Annotated in this window: 18 protein-coding genes and 1 pseudogene; 3 read left to right on the top strand and 16 right to left on the bottom strand. The window is 32.1% G+C overall.

Annotated features, from left to right (window positions below):
- The 5 genes and pseudogenes from MR285_RS06085 to MR285_RS06105 form a co-directional block, all read right to left on the bottom strand.
- Positions 1-2,058 (bottom strand): annotated as a pseudogene (locus MR285_RS06085) (hypothetical protein); the annotation flags it as partial.
- A 555-nt stretch (positions 2,059-2,613) separates the two neighbouring features.
- Positions 2,614-3,006 carry a 30S ribosomal protein S9 gene (gene rpsI, locus MR285_RS06090; RefSeq protein WP_293559068.1) on the bottom strand — a complete coding sequence of 131 codons (393 nt, stop codon included), beginning with the start codon at positions 3,004-3,006 and terminating at the stop codon, positions 2,614-2,616.
- 12 nt (positions 3,007-3,018) lie between these two features.
- A complete protein-coding gene (gene rplM / locus MR285_RS06095; protein WP_293559070.1) occupies positions 3,019-3,447 on the bottom strand; it encodes a 50S ribosomal protein L13 in 429 nt (142 codons plus the stop codon).
- A 151-nt stretch (positions 3,448-3,598) separates the two neighbouring features.
- Positions 3,599-5,104, bottom strand: a complete 1,506-nt coding sequence (locus MR285_RS06100) for a 4Fe-4S dicluster domain-containing protein (RefSeq protein WP_293559072.1) — start codon at positions 5,102-5,104, stop codon at positions 3,599-3,601.
- A gap of 12 nt (positions 5,105-5,116) precedes the next feature.
- Positions 5,117-5,389 carry an NAD(P)H-dependent oxidoreductase subunit E gene (locus MR285_RS06105; RefSeq protein WP_005957852.1) on the bottom strand — a complete coding sequence of 91 codons (273 nt, stop codon included), beginning with the start codon at positions 5,387-5,389 and terminating at the stop codon, positions 5,117-5,119.
- A 115-nt stretch (positions 5,390-5,504) separates the two neighbouring features.
- Between MR285_RS06105 and MR285_RS06110 the strand changes: the two genes are divergently transcribed.
- The gene (locus tag MR285_RS06110) at positions 5,505-6,149 is read left to right on the top strand and encodes a Crp/Fnr family transcriptional regulator (RefSeq protein WP_293559081.1); all 645 of its coding nucleotides are present in this window, start codon (positions 5,505-5,507) and stop codon (positions 6,147-6,149) included.
- On the opposite strand, the gene MR285_RS06115 is transcribed toward MR285_RS06110, so the two are convergent.
- The 10 genes from MR285_RS06115 to MR285_RS06160 all read right to left on the bottom strand — a co-directional run bounded on the left by MR285_RS06115 (position 6,150) and on the right by MR285_RS06160 (position 16,492).
- The gene (locus MR285_RS06115; RefSeq protein ID WP_293559083.1) at positions 6,150-6,656 is read right to left on the bottom strand and encodes a phosphatidylglycerophosphatase A; all 507 of its coding nucleotides are present in this window, start codon (positions 6,654-6,656) and stop codon (positions 6,150-6,152) included.
- Positions 6,657-6,664: 8 nt separating this feature from the next.
- Positions 6,665-7,162: a hypothetical protein gene (locus tag MR285_RS06120; protein WP_293559085.1), complete on the bottom strand. Its 498-nt coding sequence runs from the start codon at positions 7,160-7,162 to the stop codon at positions 6,665-6,667.
- An 8-nt stretch (positions 7,163-7,170) separates the two neighbouring features.
- Positions 7,171-8,292, bottom strand: coding sequence for an FAD:protein FMN transferase (locus tag MR285_RS06125; protein WP_293559087.1), 1,122 nt, complete (start codon positions 8,290-8,292; stop codon positions 7,171-7,173).
- A 269-nt stretch (positions 8,293-8,561) separates the two neighbouring features.
- Positions 8,562-10,358 carry an oleate hydratase gene (locus MR285_RS06130; protein ID WP_293559089.1) on the bottom strand — a complete coding sequence of 599 codons (1,797 nt, stop codon included), beginning with the start codon at positions 10,356-10,358 and terminating at the stop codon, positions 8,562-8,564.
- A gap of 488 nt (positions 10,359-10,846) precedes the next feature.
- Complete coding sequence (locus MR285_RS06135; RefSeq protein ID WP_293559091.1) at positions 10,847-11,422, bottom strand: TetR-like C-terminal domain-containing protein; 576 nt, start codon at positions 11,420-11,422, stop codon at positions 10,847-10,849.
- Between the two features lie 217 nt (positions 11,423-11,639).
- Positions 11,640-12,563, bottom strand: a complete 924-nt coding sequence (locus MR285_RS06140) for a branched-chain amino acid transaminase (protein WP_293559093.1) — start codon at positions 12,561-12,563, stop codon at positions 11,640-11,642.
- Between the two features lie 177 nt (positions 12,564-12,740).
- A complete protein-coding gene (locus MR285_RS06145; protein WP_293559095.1) occupies positions 12,741-13,748 on the bottom strand; it encodes an electron transfer flavoprotein subunit alpha/FixB family protein in 1,008 nt (335 codons plus the stop codon).
- Between the two features lie 14 nt (positions 13,749-13,762).
- A complete protein-coding gene (locus tag MR285_RS06150) occupies positions 13,763-14,560 on the bottom strand; it encodes an electron transfer flavoprotein subunit beta/FixA family protein (RefSeq protein WP_293559097.1) in 798 nt (265 codons plus the stop codon).
- A gap of 18 nt (positions 14,561-14,578) precedes the next feature.
- On the bottom strand, positions 14,579-15,721 hold the full coding sequence (locus tag MR285_RS06155; protein WP_293559099.1) for an acyl-CoA dehydrogenase: 1,143 nt from the start codon (positions 15,719-15,721) through the stop codon (positions 14,579-14,581).
- A gap of 336 nt (positions 15,722-16,057) precedes the next feature.
- Positions 16,058-16,492, bottom strand: coding sequence for a universal stress protein (locus MR285_RS06160; protein ID WP_293559101.1), 435 nt, complete (start codon positions 16,490-16,492; stop codon positions 16,058-16,060).
- A gap of 206 nt (positions 16,493-16,698) precedes the next feature.
- Here MR285_RS06160 and MR285_RS06165 point away from each other — a divergent pair, with 206 nt between their 5' ends.
- Positions 16,699-17,244, top strand: coding sequence for a TetR/AcrR family transcriptional regulator (locus MR285_RS06165; RefSeq protein ID WP_293559103.1), 546 nt, complete (start codon positions 16,699-16,701; stop codon positions 17,242-17,244).
- Positions 17,241-18,275: a DUF2871 family protein gene (locus MR285_RS06170; protein ID WP_293559105.1), complete on the top strand. Its 1,035-nt coding sequence runs from the start codon at positions 17,241-17,243 to the stop codon at positions 18,273-18,275. The genes MR285_RS06165 and MR285_RS06170 overlap by 4 nt, the downstream gene beginning before the upstream one ends.
- Positions 18,276-18,408: 133 nt before the next feature.
- Here MR285_RS06170 and MR285_RS06175 read toward each other — a convergent pair.
- Positions 18,409-19,466 (bottom strand): S-layer homology domain-containing protein (locus tag MR285_RS06175; protein WP_293559107.1); only part of this gene is annotated, 1,058 nt, incomplete at its 5' end.

Below are 19,466 nucleotides of genomic sequence, written 5' to 3' on the forward strand. Positions count from 1 at the left end.
TTTGTATCTATTTGTTCCCTCTATTGTTCCATTTTCTGTTGCGTCAAATGTTTCTCTTGTATATCCTTCTGGTACTTGAGTCTTAGGGTCTGTTCCAACTTTTACTATGTCTTTTGCTTCGTATGTTGCTGTAAATGTCTCTGTTTCTACTTTGCCATTTGCTGGAACTTCGCTATTCCATTTTACGAAAGCTTGTGTTGCATCATTATTTTTTGCACTTGCTGGGATTTCTTTTATTACTTCTGCGTTATCCCATGTTGTTCCTGTTAAGATATCTAATACTTTGTATCTATTCCCGTCTATTGTTCCATTTTCTGTTGCGTCAAAGATTACTCTTATATATCCTTTTGGAACTGGAGATTGAGAGTCTATTCCTGTTTTTACTATGTCTTTTGATTTAAAACTTGCTGTGTAAGTTAAGTCTTTATCTATCTTTGTGCTTGCTTCTAATGCTGGTGTCCACTTTTCAAATTCAAATCCTGCATTTGCTGTTGTAGCTGGTGCTTTTGATACCAAGTCTGCTAATGTTTTGTTTGCTGTCTTTAATACATATACTGTATCTTCTTCTGCTACTTTTCCCTTTGTTGCATCTTCTGATTTAAATATTACTTTCCAATAATTATTAACATTTGAAATTTTTACATTCGGATCTAATGGGTTTACTGGTCCTACTATTTCGGGGTCTGCTGGTGTTACTGTTTGTTTGTCTTTCCAAAGGGCTTTTACCGTAATATCTTCTTTTACATTAATTTCTTCGTCGACTTTCTTTTTCACACTATTTACTTCCCAAGCACTGAATTCTTTGCCAGCTGGGGCTGTGAAAGTACATTGAGGCAATTTATAGTTACTGTCTTTGGTAACCTTCACTGGTTCCATATTGCCACTTCCATCGCCTGCATTAAAAGATACTGCAAATTTATCGACATAAGCAATATTTAGAGTAACACGCAAATCTTCATAATCATTTACTTTATATCTATATTTTACTAAGGAAGGCTTTGACGGATCAAGCTTTAGAGTTGAACCTGAAATGGTAGCTCTTTCCAAGTCGCTTGTCAGTGCAGGGTCAAAATTCCCTGGTAAGCTCGTAAGGTCAAAGCTTAAGTCTTTTTTATCAACTTCAATGGGATAATTTTGATCATCTCCATAAAAAGTTTCTATTTTATTATTACTTAAATCCAAGCTAGTTAGATGATTTTTATTACACCAAAGAGTTTTAAGCGCTAAATTCTTGCTTACGTCTAGTGTACTTAGTTTATTTTCATCACAATTAAGGTCCACAAGAGCTGAATTTTTACTTAAGTCTAATGCACTTAGTTTATTTTCACTGCAACAAAGCTCCACAAGAGCTGTGTTCTTTCCTACATCTAATGTACTTAGTCGATTATTTTTGCAATTAAGATGCTTAAGGGCTAGGTTCTTGCTTAAGTCTAATGTGTTTAATTGATTGTCCAAACAATAAAGATGCTCAAGAGCTGTGTTCTTACTTACATCTAATATACTTAATTTATTGTATCCACAATTAAGTTTCTTAAGGGCTTGATTCTTGCTTAAGTCTAATGTGCTTAATTGATTGCCCATACAATAAAGATGCTCAAGAGCTGTGTTATTACCTACATCTAATGCACTTAGACCGTTAAAGTTGCAGTAAAACACCTCAAGTTTCTTAAAATATTCTATTCCCGTAAAGTCCCTAATTCCCTCGTTAATGCATTTAATCTCTGTAACCGCATCAAGTTCCTCCTGAGAAAGAATACCATTCTTGTCTATATCATATTCTTTTACATGATCTCTAAACTTTTGATTTGGAAAGTGCTCTTCATCAATTACAACATCAGTTCCACTAGTAGCCTTTAATTCTGGGGCAGCATTTGCGGCAATTCCCTTATCGCCAGTGTTTTCTCCAACACTTGAACCATTGACTATATTTTCTTTTTCATTTCTAATATTTCGACTAGTTTCTTTCTCTGCAAATGCCTGGAGAGGAATTATTGTTAAAATCATTAGAAATGCCAAAAATAAACATAATATTCGGCTCTGATTCTTCTTCACTTTCATTTTTCACTCCTTATTATTTTTATGTTTTTTTAATTTTATTTATCAAGAGTTTTTATATTAATTCCTTCTTCCAACTCCTTTCAAATATATTTCAACTACAAAATAAGTTTTCTTATTTTAAAAATTTCATTTGCAAATGAGATTTTTTCTCTACAAAAAACAAAGGTAGTAATAGAAGTTTAAAGTTTTCAGCAAATTTATGCACTAATCTTGCAAACTTTTTATGAGTTTTTAACTATCATTTTTATCTATTTGCTATTTTGAACTCTTCTGTTAAAAATACAAATACCTTTATTATTTTAATAATATCCTGTTCCCAACTACTATGTCAATGTATAATTATTTATATCTATGATTATTTGCTGCTGCACTCCATTTAGTCAATAATTAAATGTTTGTATGCAAATTATGTAATGCTAGAAGTTATTATAATCCTCTTGCCTTTCTTTTTTATCTTTTAAAAATCTTCTAAACTTAACTTATCCCATTTAGAACTTAATTAATAGAGCAAACAAAAAAGCCCTGTTTCCAAGGCTTTTGTAAAATGATATAAAATTATCTTTTTGAGAATTGTGGAGAACGTCTTGCTTTTTTAAGACCGTATTTCTTTCTTTCCTTCATTCTCGGATCTCTTGTTAAGAAACCTGCTTTTTTAAGAACTGATCTGTATTCAGGATCAACTTCAAGAAGTGCTCTTGCAACACCATGTCTTACAGCACCTGCTTGTCCTGAGTAACCGCCACCGATTACTTTAACAATTACATCAAAAGATGCTTCTGTGTCAGTAAGTTCAAGTGGCTCTTTTGCAATTGTCCTTAAAGTTTCAAAATCAAAATATTCGTCAATATCTTTTCCGTTAATTGTAAATTTTCCATTGCCAGGTAGAAGTCTAACTTGAGCGATGGATTTTTTTCTTCTTCCAGTACCTCTGTATTGTATAGTATCCATTCTTACCTCCAATTAAAATTCATATACTTCAGGTGTTTGTGCTTCGTGTGGATGTTCGCTTCCAGCATAAACCTTAAGTTTTTTGATCATCTTTCTACCAAGTCTGTTTTTAGGAAGCATTCCCTTAACAGCTAGTTCAATAACTTTCTCTGGTCTTTTTTCAATCATTTCAGAATAGACAATTTCTTTTCTTCCGCCTGGATATCCAGTATGATATGCGTGAATTTTTTGATCTAATTTATTTCCTGTCAATACAACTTTGTCTGCATTAATTACAATTACAAAATCTCCACAGTCCACATGTGGTGTAAAGATAGGTTTTCTCTTTCCTCTTAGTACGCTTGCAATTTCAGATGCTAATCTACCAAGGACTTTGCCTTCTGCATCAATTACATACCATTTTCTTTCAACTTCATTTGCTTTAGCCATGTAGCTTTTCAATGAATTTTCCTCCTAAATAGTTTAAAAAATTATTCCGGGGCTTTTTAAACATGACCTATATTTTAGACTACGCAGCCTAATTTGTCAATATTTATGGTGGATTTTTTTATTTATTTTCGCATTTTTTGAAATTAATTAAATTTTTAATTTACTATATATTTTCTCTCTCTTTTTCTATATTTGCATTTTCTAGAGGAGTTGGATAAATTGATTCTTTTTTAAATTTTTCAATTTGCTTTTTAACTCTATTTACTGATGCAATAGTTCCCACGCCTGCTATGCAACCGCCAGGGCAAGCCATGCCTTCTAGTAAATATCCATCTAGTTTTCCAGCCTTTGCAATTTTTAGCATCTTCATACATTCAGAAAGTGTGTGTGCTCCTTGAATGTTAATTTTCCTGTCTGGAGCCATTTTTTCTGCAACAACTTTTACAGATTCGGCAACACCACCTGCAATTGGATATCCACGTCCAAGTGCTGAACCATCTTCAACTTCTTCTTCAACTTTTATTTCTGACGGTTCAATATTTTTTGCTACAAACATTCCCATAAGTTCTTCAAAAGTTATTACAAAGTCAACATCGGATTTAACCTTTGTGTCAATTGCTTCTAATTTTTTTGAAGTGCAAGGTCCAATAAATACTACCACCGCATTAGGATCCTTTGCCTTTATGTGATTTGCAGTGTATCTCATTGGCGAACCTGAGTCAGAAACTTGATCGAAAAATTCTGGAAACTCATTTTTTATCATAAGAGTCCATGAGAAACAACAGCTTGTACCCATAAATGGTATATCTTTAGGCACTCTTTCGAGATATTCCTTTGCTTCATGAAGAGTGGTTAAATCCGCTCCAAGGGCAACTTCTATTACATCTTCAAATCCAAGTAATTTTATTGCTTCAATTATTTGTTTTGCACTTGTATTTGCACCAAATTGCCCTATATATGAAGGTGCAATAGCTCCATAAACTTTTTTGCCCGATTTTATTGCCTTTATTAATTGGAAAATTTGTGTCTTGTCAGAGATTGCTCCAAAGGGACATTCTGCAATACATCTTCCACATGCAACGCATTTATCTTGATCTATTTCAGCTCTTCCATACTCGTCTGAATCAATTGCATTTACACCGCAAGCTGCTGCACATGGTCTTTCGTATTTTACAATTGCAGAATATGGACATGCATCGTGACATCTGCCGCATTTAACGCATTTGTCCTTGTCAATTATAGTTCTGTCCTTTCCCATAGAAATTGCATTTACTGGGCATACATTTATACATGGGTGTGCAAGACATTTTCTACAATTATCAGTCGTGTAATATGCCTTAGTTGGACAAGCTTCACAACCAAATTTTATTACATTTATGAGAGGTTTTTCATAAGCATTTGTGTCTATGTCTACTTTGTCAAAACCATCAGTTACATTTTTAAATACGCCAATTTTTCTAACATCTAGCCCCATAGCTAGTCTAAGTCTCTCGTCAACAACTGCTCTTTCCCTAAAGATATCACTTCTATATCTCGCCACTTCGCCAGGCACAATTTTGTAACTGGACTCTTCTAGGGCGGAAATATCTATGTCATTATATGCAATTCTTGCAACTTCAGCAAAAACCTTTCTTCTGATGTCGACAAGTGTTCCATAAATTTCTTTCATCTTTTCCCCTTATTATATCCTTAATTTATCAATAATTTTTGCACTAACTTCCTGAGCAGTAGCCTTTAACATAATTTCGTCATCTACAATAACAACTGGTGATGCTTCGTTGTTATGAATCTTGCAATAATTTAAGCAATGTGCAAATTCAACTTCCAAATTTTCTGCAGAACAAAGCTCAGACTCAGGTCCACACAAATGGTCTTGTAAGTACTCTACTGCGTCGTATATAGCATTAGCTCCCATAAGAGTGCACCTAGCACCCATGCAAATAGTAACTTTCATATATCCTCCTCTTCACTCTATAATGATAGTTTAACATTTAACAATCACTTCTTCAATCATCATGTAAGTTTTTTAATATTATTACTTTCATGTTAAAATATAATTGAGGTGTTATATGGAACTTTCAAATATACTTACAAGTTTGCAATTATTTTATAATTTAGATGAAAGAGAACTTGATGAAGTTAAAAATTATCTCTCAGATATAAAAGTTTATAAAAATAAAAGTACTGTCTTTAATGTGGGAGATTACATAAATTACTTTGGCATACTATTAAATGGACAAGTAGAATTGGAAATGGACGATGTCTTTGGAAACAAAACTATTTTATCAAAATTATCTGCACCTGCTCTTTTTGCCGAGTCAATTTTAATAAAAAATGTAGGTGAAATTCCTCTATCCGTAGTTACAACTATGGATACAGAAATAATTTTCTTCGACTACAATTCTTTTTCAAGCGAAAATTTAAAATCAAAGGAAAAAGTTAAGGATAATTTAATAAAAATTCTTGCCGGCAAAAATTTATTTATGCGCGACAAATTAAATCTTTTGACACTTCCAACTTCTCGTGCAAAAATTTTGTATTTCTTATCAACGGAGGCTCGTAAAAGTCACTCAAAGTACTTTACCATTGACTTCAACATAACAGAACTGGCACAATTTTTAAATTTAAACCGTTCTTCCCTTTCTCGTGAACTTTCTAAACTAAAAAAAGAAGGTCTCATTGATTATCACAATAAGACCTTCCGCATATTATAATTATTTTCTATTTTGATGTGCTATTCTTGCAGATGCAGCTGCGGCAATTGCTGCCACCAAGTCATCTGCAAAAGTAGTTACTCTTTCAACTTTTTTCTTTTCATCAAGTTCTTTTATTATCCCAATTTTTTTCTTGTCGAGATATCCAAAGTTTGTAAGACCAATTGTGCCATACATATTCACAATTCCAAGAGTTAATATTTCATCAACACCATATAACCCTTCGTCATCGTGGATTATTGATTGAATTGGCTCAGGAAGCTTTCCCTCATTTGCCAAGTCATCAAGGGCAAGTCCCGTTAGAATCGCATGAACGGAATCCCTCTTTTTTATTACACTCTTTACACTGTCAAGGCATCTTTCAAGATCCAAATCTTCAATATATTCGCCTTGCAATTCCTGTACAAGTTTTGCAATTTCAATTAGTTCAACGCCAAAATCTTTTAATCTATTGACAGCGTGATTGTAAAGCTCTTCGCTGTCGTATTTATAAATTGAATTCTTCATACATCCTCCTACTTTCTTCTATTTTTAATTCTATTTCTTTTAATCATCTTTTTCCTAGAAATTTTTATACTAACTCCGTAAATAAATCCCGGCATTAGCGTGGCAATAAGAAGACTAATGGCATTGTAATTTATTCCCAATACCTTAATTGCATAAACTTCGGGCATTAAAAAGAATTCCATTGGAAATTTCCAATAACTTCCTCCAATTGAAGCTTTGAAAATTTCTTTTCCAAGTCCCAAAAGTCCAAGGGCAAATAAAATCATTCCTATTAAAAAAATTAAATTGCCTGCAAAAAAGTCAAGACTCCTTGCATTTCTTTTTGAAAGTAGTTTTCCAAAATTGTAATATAGCAGCAAAATTACGGCAACTAAAATAAATTTGAAAAAAATATTTCCATATACTAAATTCCTCATGCTGTTACTTAAATTAATTATAGCAGCTATGGCAAAAGTTATAAAAATTATTAAGATGTGAAAAATCAAACCTCTAGTGTTATTTCTCATGATGACTCCTAATTGTCAATGTACTCATTTGCATTTTCTGTCATCTTTAAGCTCATGTCCTTATCAACCCAGATAATTGCAGAATTAGTTCTTTCTGACAAAGATTTTATATCTTCATCTGTGGAATTAAAAGCAGCTGTCGATAAAAAGTCAGAAAGCCCAGAATCTTCCTTAATAATAGTCACAGATTTCAAATTTGTTGCAGGCTTTAAAGTGTCAGGATCTATTATGTGGCAGTATCTCTTGCCATCTAAATCAAAATACCTTTGATAATCGCCACTAGTTACAATAGAAGTGTTGACTACATTTACAACTGCGATAATTGATTCTTCACTTTCCACATTAGGATTTTGAATCCCAATTTTAAAATTGTCACGACCATCAACTGGCTTTCCAATTATTCTAACATTTCCACCAGCAGAAATTACTGCTGATTTAACTCCTCTTTCTTCAAGTTCCTTTGCCACAATCTCAGTTGCAAACCCCTTGGCAGTTGCACCTAAATCAAGTTTCATACCCTTGTCGATATAGACTTCCCTTGTATCTTCATTTAATTTGATGTTTTCTACCTTTGTGAAAGGACGTAGCTTTTCCAACTCCTCATCACTAGGAATTGCCTCTCCCTTTAGCTTTATCACTTCTTCTTTAGTCTTTCCAGATTCATAAAGATCTCTGTACTCATTCCAAAGCTTAGTTACAGGCCCAAGTGCAATATTCGTCTTGTGAGAAATATTATTATAATCATCAATGGAACTTTTTATAAGATTAAATAATGTCTCATCCACAGCAACTGGCTTGACACCGGCATTATCATTAATAGTTTTCACATTTGTAATTCCATCATAATTTTTATAATTGTCAAAAAATTTGTGGAGTTCTTCATACCTTTCCTTTGCGTATCTCAAATTGTCATTTGCAAAATCATCGGAATCAGAAAAAATTGCAATATCTACAACAGTATCAAAGGTATCGTAAAATTCCAATTCATGTTTTTCCCTATCTTTTTTAACTTCTTGAGAAACTAAATTTTGGTTTTTTTGATTTGTATTTTTATTATTAACATTTTTATCGCCGCAACCAGAGAAAATTAAAAGTCCTCCCAAAGTCAAGGCAAGAATTATCTTTTTCATAATATCACCTTTTATATGATACCATTTAAAGTCATGTTTTTACAATATATATTGCTTCATACATGCTTCAAAGATTTAAAATTTAAAACTAAGTAGTAATAAGTTTTCAATATATAATGATGTATTCCTATTAATTAATCATATTGTTTTACAAATATATTTTTAAGTGCGAATTAGGTAAAATTAAATTGTGATTACTATAAAGAAAGACCAATCCTTCTCAGAACTGGTCTTTCTTTTATTTGTTATTGTTATTTTTAATTTAATTTTTAGATCAAATTATATTCTTTAAGCATTTTTTCAATTTCTGTTCCTGCAATTTTCTTTTCCACAATTGCATCTACACCAAATGGTAAATCTAATTCTGGTTTTTCACCGTCATTTAATACGCTTGCTCCTGCCAATACATATCTAATATCATATCTTGATGCAAATACTTCTGGTACTTTCTTTTCTACACCTGTTAATACATATACTGCTTCCATTGCACATCTTGCAGAGTATTCTGTTGTAAATACTGTGTCACGACCTGGATTGTCAAGTGTTTCAACAAATTGTCCTAAGAAAGCAAAGTTAACGGCATTTTTAGGAACAACATAAGGTCTGTCTCCAAAACTTCTTGGCATAAATTGTGCTGTAATATATGGCATGAATACAGGAACAGTTGACGTTTCTTTTGCAAGTCTATCAATGTCGCTTTCAGGTACTCCAATATGGTATAACCATTCTTTTGCAATTTCTTCACCAGTACAGAATTTCATAGGTTTTTTGATATAATCTCCCTCTCTGTCAGTAAAGAGTGCATATACCCAAACAGCTATTTCATCCTCTGGTTGTCCAATGTATTGTCCTTGACGGTTAATTGTCCAGCTCATTAGCCAATTTGAATCAAGCACAGATACAATTCCTCCAGTTACAACTTTTCCTGTGTAAGGGCTTCTCTTAGTTATTTTTTCAATATAAGATGAAATTTCTTTGCTCTTTACAGTTACTGTTGCTGATTCCCAATTTGTTTTGTCAATATCAGATGTGAAAACTTCTGGGTGCCCAAAGTCATCAGATTTTTTAGCGATGTTTTTCCACAATTTAAAGCTTTCTTTTGTGTCAATGTCAATATTTGGTGCTGTATTGTTATTGCCATAAGATGATGATTCTACTAGAGAACCTGTAGTTACAAATACAAGATCATTTTCTGTAAGTGAAATTGATTTATCTTCACCTGTCTTTGAATCAGATGCAATAATCTTAGTAGCAACTTTTTTATCATCTGTAATATTAAATTCAATGTCATCAACTTTGAAGTTGTATTCAGTTTTAACACCTTTATCCTTTAACCATTTCATCATAGGTACTACAATAGATTCATATTGATCATATCTTGTGAATTGTAGTGCTGAAAGATCAGGCAATCCATTAACTAAGTGAATAAAACGATTTATATACAATTTCAATTCAAGTACTGAATGCCAATTTTCAAAAGCAAACATTGTTCTGTAATATGTCCAGAAATCACTTTTTAAGAATTCATCAGAGAAAACTTCTTCAACAGATATACCTTGTAATTTTTCATCTGGTGTCAAAACTAAATGAATAATTTCTTTAATTACATCTTTTGAAAGATTAAATTTTCCATTGTCATAACGTTGACCATTATTTTTTGTAATACGACAATTGCTGAAGTTAGGATCGTCAAGGTTAGTGTAATATAAATCATCTAAAATTGACATTTCAGGATTTTCTCTTGAAGGGATTACACTTAAAATATCCCACAATGTTTCAAAGCGGTTTCCTGTTTCACGACCACCTCTTGCAACATAGCCACTGTTTAGAAGAACTTTACCATCAAGTGCTCCACCAGCTATATCATCTTTTTCTAAGAACACGATCTTTGAAGGATCCATTTTTGCGTCTTTTATTAAAAAGCCAGCAGTTGATAATCCAGCAATACCTGTACCTATGATATAAGCTTTCTTTTCATCAATTCCCTTAGGTTTTCTAGAATTTACAAGTTTGTCATAATCTCCATTACCAAGTTTTAGTCTTTCGTCAAATGTTTTAATTTCCATAACTTACCTCCATTAACTTTTATTTCTTTTTCTTTATCTATATTCTACACTGGCAATATTTAATTCACACCAGATAAGACTTCTGCTTTGTATTAATTTAAGATAGTAAAGTGGCATTGTCTAATTTCTAGACAAATTATATATTCTGCACAAATTTTCCCTATAAAATTTTAATAGCTAAGCAGCTTGAAAAATGTACTGGTCCTAAACTTGAACAAAGATTTACAGCTAATAAAAAAATGAAAAAGGTTATGGAGGAAATTTCTCTCAAACAAATATAACGTAAAAGATTCAAGTATTGATAATTGGATAAGACAATATAAAATGATCGAATAGACAAGAATTAATAGAACTAAGTAAAAGAAAAATTAATCGGCCCTTCACCTATTGAATATAGGTTACAGACCGCATAGTAAAATTCAATATTATTGTTCCTATTTATGGGTTCACATCAGAAAAATCTTAAACAATTGTAGTTTTTAATTTTATTAAACTTCATCAAGATTTTCACTAATTCGAAGGGATCTCTCTATATTTCCGTCAAAAAGTTTACCAATGCGATAAATCATACCTTCTGGTGACTCTTTCATTCCATCCTGAATCCAATTATCTAATAATCCAACAAGTGCTGCGCGATAAAAATCTGTCACTAGCCTTTTATCTCTTTCCTTTGCAGAAATACTTTTGGATTTACATTCGTTCTCTACATATTTTTCCATTACAGATTCGCAAACTTGGTAAAGGTAATTGTCTCTGTCACTTTTTTCAATAGATTTGAAAAGATTCTGTGCTGCTTTTTTATTTTCCATTAAGAAAGAAGATGCGTGAATCAAGCTTTTTTCCCAAGAAAATGTTTCATTAAATTCTTCATCAACTTTTTCTAGTTCATCTCTTAAAATTTCCTTCACTAGAGTGTATATATCTTCATAATGATAGTAAAATGTGTTTCTGTTTATCTCGCATCTTTCTGAAAGCATAGATATAGTAATACTACTAAAACTCTTTTCTTCAAGTAGTTTCAGAAACTCTCTCTTGATTAAATTCTTGGTGTATTGCTTTGCCACCTAATCACCTCTTTATGTTATGATAATTATCCAAAAATACCAAAACTATAACTAGACTATTTTTGAAACTATTATATCATATTTGAATTTTGTAAATTTTAATTTTAAACAATAAATACAAAGCATAATATTTTATTAAATAAATATTTATTAACAAAAAAATCGGCATAGGCAATAATCCTATACCGACAATTTCTATAAATTTTATAAAAAATTTTTATTTACCATAAACTGGTCTCAATGAATCTTTGTACTTTTCATTTCTACCATGTGTTATATCTGCAAAAAGTTCCTTCAACTTCATACAAATTTCGCCTGGCTTGCCGTCAGCAACTTTTATACCGTCGACTTCAACTACAGGTGCAACTTCCATAGCTGTTCCAGAGAAGAAAACTTCGTCTGCATTATAAAGTTCAGTTCTTGCTATTGATTTTTCTACACATTCAATTCCAAGTTCTTCCCTTGCAAGTTGCATTACTACATCTCTTGTAATACCTTCCAATATATCGTCTGAAGCTGGTGGCGTAATTAGTTTTCCTTTTTTGAAAATAAAAATATTTTCTCCAGGACCTTCGCATACATAGCCATTTCTGTTTAGCAATACAGCCTCATCGTATCCTGCTCTCTTTGCTTCTAGTGATGCAAGTGCTGAGTTAAGATAACCTGCAGTAGCCTTAGTTCTTGGTGGAAGCATATTGTCTGCAATTCTTACCCATGATGAAACTTTAACTCTAAATTCTTCTTGATCCATGTACTTGCCCATTGGTTGCAAATAAATTGCCACCACATCATCTTCATGTCCCTCAATACTAACCCCAACAGTTTTAGTATCTTTATAGGCGATAGGTCTTATATAAGTAGTTTGCTTATATCCATTTTTTCTTAAAAGTTCAATTGTAAAATCTGCAAGTTCTTCTGCAGTATAATCAATTTTTAAATTAACTACCTTTGCTGATTGTAAAAATCTTTTGTAGTGTTCAATTAACTTAAATCCATAAAGTTCTTGATCTTCATCGCTCCAATAAGCACGAATACCTTCAAATACACCTAATCCATAATTTACGACTCTCGATCTAATACTTATTGATACTTTTTCCTCTTCGATTATTTCTCCATTATAAAAAACGTAAGACTTATCCATTATCTCCCCTCCATTTATTATTTTAAAACAAAAATTATTGAAATAGATTCTATCACTTTTTTATGCAAAAGCCAAGTGTTTTTTATGCATTATGAGATATATTTTCTCTACTTTCATCATCCAAAATAAAAAAGAGGTTACGAAAATGTAACCTCTAAGTTTAAATTTATTTAAAAATTAAATTTCAGCTTTAATTCTTTGTTCTCTTTCGATTGCATCGATAAGTTTTGGAACAACTGCGTTAATATCGCCAACTACACCAAGGTCTGCAATTTCAAAAATTGCTGCTTCTGGGTCTTTGTTGACAGCGATAATAAGATCAGAATCTTCCATACCTGCAACGTGTTGGATTGCTCCAGAGATACCCATTGCAAAGTAAAGTTCTGGTCTAACTGTCTTACCAGTTTGTCCAACTTGGTGATCCTTAGTTATCCAACCTGAATCTACAGATGCTCTTGATGCAGAAATTTCTGCGTCTAATTTGTCAGCAAGTTCTTGAAGAGGTTTAAATCCTTCTGGTCCACCAATTCCACGACCACCAGATACTAAGATTTTAGCTTCTGTGATATCTTTCTTGTGAGATTCTTGTTTAGCAATGTCTTTAATTTCAATGTTCATGTCAGCGTCAGTGAAGTCAACTTTAATTTCTTCAATTTCACCTTTTCTAGAATCATCAGAGTCAAGTGCTTGCATAACTCCAGGTCTAACTGTTGCCATTTGTGGTCTAAAATCTTCACAAAGGATAGTTGCCATTAAGTTACCGCCAAAAGCAGGTCTTGTCATCATAAGGTTCTTAGATTCTTCATCTATTTCTAGTTTAGTACAGTCAGCAGTAAGTCCTGTGTGAATTCTTGCTGCTAGTCTTGGTGCAAGGTCACGACCTATTGATGATGCCCCGTAAATTACGATTTCAGGGTCTTTTTCTTTTATAATTCGTGTAATTGCTTTAGCATATGGTTCAGTAACATATTCTTTAAGCATTTTATCTTCTACTACAAGAACTTTATCAGCTCCGTGTCTGATAAGAGTCTCAGCGTGATCTTTAACTTTTTCGCCAAGTAACATTGCAACAACATCTTGTCCAAGATCGTCAGCAAGTTCTCTTGCTTTTCCTAAAAGTTCTATTCCAACTTTTTCAAGTTTATTGTCTCTTTGTTCTACAAATACAAATACATCTTTACTCATTTTTAAACCCCCAATTAGATAATATACTTTTCTTGAAGTTTAGCAACGATAGCTTGAGCTGCTTCATCAGCAGTAAGGTCAGTTAAAAGAACGCCTTTACCTTTACCTTGTTTAGGGAAAGATTTTTTAACCTTAGTAGGTGATCCTTTAAGTCCTATGTTTGCCAAATCAAGTTTGTCTTTAATATCTTCAAGACCCCAAACTTTGATTTCTTTTTGGTAAGCTTCAAAAACTTTACCAATTGTCATATATCTAGGTTCTGCTAATTCTGCAATTGCAGTAATTAAGCATGGGAATTTAACATTAATTATGTGATATCTGTCTTCAAATTGTCTCTTAACAGTAATACCCTTCATATCTTTATCTAGTTCAAGTTCTTCAACATAAGAAACTTGTGGCACTCCAATGTGTTCAGCAATTTGTGGTCCAACTTGTGCAGTATCTCCATCAATAGCTTGTCTACCACAGATAATTAAATCATAATCTAAGTGTTCAAGAGCTGCAGTGATTGTGCAAGATGTAGCCCAAGTGTCAGCTCCACCAAAAGCTCTATCACTTACAAGAATTCCTTCGTCTGCTCCCATTGCAAGAGCTTCTCTTAATGCAGCTTCTGCTTGTCCAGGTCCCATTGATAAAACTGTTACGTGGGTATCTGGATTTTCATCTTTAAGTCTAAGTGCAACTTCAAGTCCTGATTTATCATCAGGGTTTATAATACTTGGCACGCCATCTCTAATAAGAGTGTTAGTAACAGGGTCAAGTTTAACTTCATTAGTATCAGGTACTTGTTTAATACATACTACTATATTCATCTATAATACTCCTTCCGATTATTTAACGCCCATCCAGCCAGATACAACCATCTTCATTACTTCAGATGTACCTTCGTAAATTTCAGTGATCTTAGCATCTCTCATCATTCTTTCTATTGGATAATCACGAGTGGATCCGTATCCACCGAATAATTGAAGACATCTTCTAGTTATATCACTTGCTGCTTCTGCTGCAAATAATTTAGCCATAGCTGCATAGTGTCCATAAGCTTCGCCATTACCTTTAGCATCAGCTGCTCTATAAACTAATAATTGAGCTGCTTCTGCAGTAGTTTTCATATCTGCAAGTTCAAATTGAGTGTTTTGGAATTGAGAAATTCTTCTTCCAAATTGTTTTCTTTCAGAAGTGTATTTAACTGTTTCATCAATTGCACCTTCTGCAATACCAAGAGCTTGAGATGCGATACCAATTCTACCACCATCAAGAGTTTTCATTGCAAGTTTAAATCCTTTGCCTTCTCTTCCAAGAAGATTTTCTTTAGGAATTCTGCAATCTTCAAAGATAAGTTCACAAGTAGAAGAACCTCTGATACCCATCTTGTCTTCTGGTTCACCAACTTTAAATCCTGGAGTTCCTCTTTCAACTATGAAAGCAGAAATTCCGTGATTTCCCTTAGATCTATCAGTCATTGCGATAATTACAAATACATCAGCAAATCCTGCGTTTGTAATAAAGATTTTTGATCCATTAAGTACATATTCATCACCGTCAAGTACAGCAGTTGTTCTTTGACCACTTGCGTCAGTACCAGCACCTGGTTCAGTAAGTCCGAAAGCACCGATTTTTTTACCTGCTAGTAAATCTGGTAAGTATTTTTTCTTTTGTTCTTCTGTTCCATTTTCATAAATTGGAGCACAGCATAGTGAAGTATGAGCAGAAACAATTACACCAGTTGTAGCACATTTCTTAGAAAGTTCTTCTACTGCCATAGCGTAAGCTAAATAATCTGCACCTTGTCCACCGTATTCTTTAGGAAATGGTATTCCGAAGAAACCATATCTGGCCATTTTTTTTACATTTTCCATAGGAACTTCTTCTGTTGCATCTACATCAGCAGCAACAGGTTCAACTTCAGTTTCAGCAAATGCACGATACATTTGTTGTAACAATAGATGTTCCTTGTCCATTCTAAAATCCATTTAAAATCCCCCTAACAATTATTATAAAGAATGTTATTTAATTAACATACGTTATTTCTATTATATCATTATGTGCTTGTTTTTCAAGGCATCTTTAATTAAAAAAGCAAGCAATAAATAAATTTGCCATAAATTTGAAATTGAAAATAAAGTAAATTTTTTCAAATAAAAATAAAAATTTTAGTCAAATTCTTATCATTATTTAACTAAAAGTATGTGATACTAACTTTACTCTTAAAAAAACCAAAATAGTGATAATGTTTTTATAAAATTTTACAAAATATTAATTGAATCTTTTCTTAAAACAAAAAAATAAAAGGCGGATAACCGCCCCTGTTAAATATCTGACTTAACTACAAGCACAGATTTCTTTGAATGATTTATTACTTTATTAGATACAGAACCTAAAAGTGTTCTAGAAAAAGCACCTAGCCCTCTGTTGCCCATTATAATAAAGTCAACATCCTTTTCGTCAGCAAATTTACAGATTTGTTCACCAGGATTTCCAGAAGTGTAAAAAGTTTCAACTTTGTTTGGATATCCGCTTAAATCTGTTTCTGCATCTTTAAGTATCATCTCTGCCCTTTCAACATTAGCCTTGTCTATTTCAAGTGTGAAATTAAAGTTAGCTGGATATTGTTCAAAGATAGAAGTTTCTGGAGTAACAGTTAAAACAATAAGATCTGCTCCTAATTTTTCTCCCATATCTCTTGCTACGTCTATTGATTTTTTTGAACTCTTTGATCCATCAATTGGTACTAATATTTTCATTTCTACCTCCTATAAAATTCTAAGTATTTTCTGTTTGTATTATACCCAAAAATAGATATTTTTAAAAAACCATTGTAATTCTTTATAAAGGTGAAGTATTAACTTTGATATATCTTTGATTTTGAATTATTTTAAAATATATTTGACAAGTGGAGTATAAAGATTTATTATAAACAAAATGACACAGTGTCATTGAGGAGGGTAGTATGGCTAAAAATACTTTTAAAAACTTAGACAAAGAGAAAAAAGAAAAAATTTATGAAAGTTTAAAGGAATACTTTGAAGAAGAAGATGTTAAAAATATAAATGTCTCTGGCATAGTTAAAAAGCTTGGCATAGCTAGAGGATCTTTCTACCAATACTTTGAAGATATCGAAGATTCTTACTTCACTGTTCTTAAGAGAGAAACAGGTGAGGTTCATCACACTTTTTTTAACTTATATGAAGAAAATAATAAAAATTTAGAAGTAACATTAAAGGCTTATAGAAATTTTTTAACGACAGAACTTTACGACAAAAATTTAAAAAAACTTTACAGACCAAAATTTTTTATCTTTGAAAATTATTTTATAACTCATGGCAAAAGCTTTTTACGAGAAAATCTATCAGATATTTTGTACCAAAAAATGCTTTACATTATGTCGGTCTTTCACGAACTTATAAAAGAGAGCATAACTTGCGACTACGACAAAGATAAATTTTTAGAAGTTTGTAACAATTTCATCAATTGGCTGTTAGGAGGTATATTATGAATCAATTTGAAATATTTTTTGATGGATTTTATCTTAGCTTAATAATTTTTCTCGGCATAAGAATGCTTTTAATAGAAAATAATGATAGCAAAATTTTAGGATCCATGGCATTGCTTTTAGGACTTGGCGATTCCTTTCACCTTGTGCCAAGAATTATTGCAAATGTATCTGAAAATGGATTTATAGAAAATAGCTTTGGACTATTTTTGGGTACTAGAGTTTCCGCTATTACCATGTCAGTTTTTTATTTGCTATTTTATTATTACATCAAGAAGAAAAACAATATGCAGAGGAAGGAACTTGACACTTTCCTAATTCTTTTATTTGTAATTAGAATTGCAACTGTAATCATTAGTTTTAATCACAGCGAAGAGATGGACTTAATATCAAATGTACCCTTTGTTTTAATGGGAATAATTGACATATTGCTCTTATTCAAAAATAAAAATATAAAAGAATTTAAAAATTTATACATTTATGTACTTTTTAGCTTTTTATTCTATGTTCCAGTTGTGTTATTAAAAAACGTGTATCCAATAATAGGTATGCTTATGATGCCAAAGACTATTATGTATGTTTTAATAGTAATTAAACTTTACAAAAATCTAAAAAAAGATTTTGAGAAAAAAGATATTATGGAATTTGCAATTTCTTATTTATTATCAGGCATACTTGCCGGAGCAGTTTATCGCGAACTTAGAAAAATTTATCCAGTTGATGTTAAAATGGCATTTGTTCACACTCACCTAATTGTACTTGGATTTGTATTCCTTGCAATATTTTATTTAATTGCAAAAAATTTAGAAATACCAAATGAAAAATTAGAAAAACTTATTAGAGTTTACAACTTTGGAATTTACTTTAGCTTTACTACAATGTTTTTACATGGTCTAGTTGATAGTTATCCCATATTAAACTCTGTGAAAATTGCAATGACTTCAATCTCTGGCATAGGTCATATATTAATAACCCTTTCTATAATTTTAATTTCTATAATGAGTTTAAGGTCAAGAGAAGTATTAAATGCTTAAAATTTTATCCCTTGTTTTAAATAAAATAATTAAATTTAACTTTGTATTATCTAGCTAAATATAATTAAGACAAAAAAAGAGCGGCAAGATATTTCCTGCCGCTTTATTATTAAGTTTTAAATTAAGTTTTAACTTATTGCCATACACTTACTTCGTCTGATTTTTCAGTTTTAGCTGCATTGTGTCCATTAGAAGCATCTAGGATTTCATAATATGCCCAGTGGCTCTTTGGTACATCTGTAAATTTCTTTAATCCGCTTTCACTAACATTTGTGAAAGATGTTGATTTAGTATTTCTGCCAAATACAGAGTTTAAAATTGTTACAGCTTCTGCTCTTGTAAGTTTTTGATCTGGTTTAAATGTTCCATCAGAGTAACCTTTGATGTTTTTGTTTCCGTAAAGTTCATTGATTGCATCAGATGCCCAGTGACCTTTTACGTCTTTAAATGATCCAGTTCCTGGATAACCGTCTTTAACAAATACAGAAATCATTTGTGCAAATTCTGCTCTTGTGATTGCTTGATTTGGTTTAAATGTGTTATCAGAATAACCTTTGATAAATCCCTTAGAAACTGCGTAGTTGATTTCATCTGAGTACCAAGCATTGTTTGCATCTTTAAAACTTGTCTTTGGATTATTTGGAAGTTCTGCTCCATTATTTACAAGTTTAACAAACATTCTAACGGCTTCAGCTCTTGTAACTTCCTTAGATGGTTTAAATGTTCCGTCTGGAAAACCTGCGATATATGAAGGTTGGCTAACTTTTTCTGTAGAAACAGCTGCTACTCCGCCAACTTTATATTCAGTGCTTCTTGAAACTTTGCCAGCTTCTTTAGATTCAACTTTAATAGTTTCTCCTGCTATTAATGCTCTATTTAAAACTACATTGTATATTCCAGTGTTTCCTGCAGTTGTATTTCCAAGTGTGTTGCCACTTGCATCGTATACAGTTACACTTGCATTAAATCCTGCATTACCTCTTACATATTTTGCTCCAGCTGAAACTGCGTTAACAGTTGGAATAATTGAATATCCATTGTCTGCTTTGTAAGTTCCATTTACATAATAGTCTAAAGTTCTTCCAGTAGAAACATATGGACTATTCCAAGTTACTTTAAAGTAACCATTTGAATCAATTACATCGCTGCCAAGATAAGTTCCGTCGTCATATACATATACAGTTCCCTTGC

It is taken from the genome of Peptoniphilus sp. (assembly GCF_022767005.1).
GTDB lineage: Bacteria > Bacillota > Clostridia > Tissierellales > Peptoniphilaceae > Peptoniphilus_A.